Raw genomic sequence first — 1257 nt, 5'->3', positions numbered from 1 at the left:
TGCGGTGGCTAACAAACTGCTGAAACAGGCATTTGCAATCGCAAAAAGCGGTTTGCCCTATGATGAGAAATTTGTATCCAAATTGAACTAAAAACATTTGTTTTTCAACTCAGATCTTTGTTGTATGCAGTCTTTTATTTAATATTTTCAATTCTTGAAAGAAACTTTCTGGCATTTCGTCTGTCAGCATTCAGATTCCAAGATTGATTCATAGAGTATCCGCCACCAATCAATAATGAGGTTCCTTCAACCATTGCTTTTGCCAATTCTATATAATTTGGGTCTGTGTTTTGGAGCAATACAATTCCACCAAGTGTGGCGGCTGTTAGTCCACCGAAAAACAATCCCATTTCTTTTATAAACTCTTGATTTGTTTTTTCTAGGTGTTTGGCAAAATCAGTTACATCAAATTCGCTTTCAAGATTTTCCAAGTAGTCATTAAGTACTTTGTTAAATGATTTTCTTAGCTCTTGAATCGAAGTATCATTTCGGAATTCAATGAGTTTATCAATGTGAATCTGATTTAATGAGTCAGGTAATGAAATGTTGACCACCGTATTTGCAGCATTAAGAAGACTGTCATCTCCACGAACTCTTAAATAACTAGATAATCTGTCAAGATTTGGGCTGTCAGTTATTGGGCTTGTTTTCAAATCAAATGCCATTTCATCAGCTAAGTATGTCATATAGAATTCAGCTAGTTCCTTTGATAGCAAAATACCACCATTCGTTTCTCTGGCTAATTCTTCATCTAAACAGTAATGTCTAAAAGGCACATTGAATTTTTCTTCATAAAGTTTGAAGTTCCAATGATTTTGATCTTTGAAACGTCTGACAGGATTTACGTTGTTCAGCTTGTCTCTATACTGTTCAGGGTGGGCAAAAACATTTTCAAGTTCTTTAATCGCTTTTGTAGCTGCACTGTCACCGTGCCACCATTTAGGCTCTTCTTCTTTTATTAAATCAGTATTATCTCGAATATTTCTGAACTGTTTAGAAAGTGTAGATTGCCCTGTCTCTGGGATTATTGGAGAAAATCCGTCTAGATAAATTAGTGAGTATTTAATCCAAGATAAATCTTGAGGCTCAAATGTCGGATAGTATATTAAGTTTCTCATTTTTTAGATGTCTCGTCCTGAAATATGGCTACAGGTTAAAATTGATTTACGCTGTTTTTAAATATACCATATTTGGGGTTTTGAAATTTAAAGATAAATGTAATCTTATTTCATTGTATAATTTAATTGCATTTTTTGT

At 33.7% G+C, this 1257-nt stretch carries 1 protein-coding gene; it reads right to left on the bottom strand.

Translation table 11 applies throughout. The features are described from left to right. Positions 1–134: 134 nt before the first annotated feature. Positions 135–1118 (bottom strand): hypothetical protein, encoded by a 984-nt coding sequence (locus tag AC58DT_RS15615; RefSeq protein WP_497217721.1) that lies wholly within the window; start codon positions 1116–1118, stop codon positions 135–137. Positions 1119–1257: the final 139 nt, after the last annotated feature.

The sequence above is a fragment of the Aequorivita sp. CRS11 genome (genome assembly GCF_059693805.1).
Note: the sequence above shows the minus strand (reverse complement) of the source record. Positions and strands in the feature narration are given on the sequence as shown.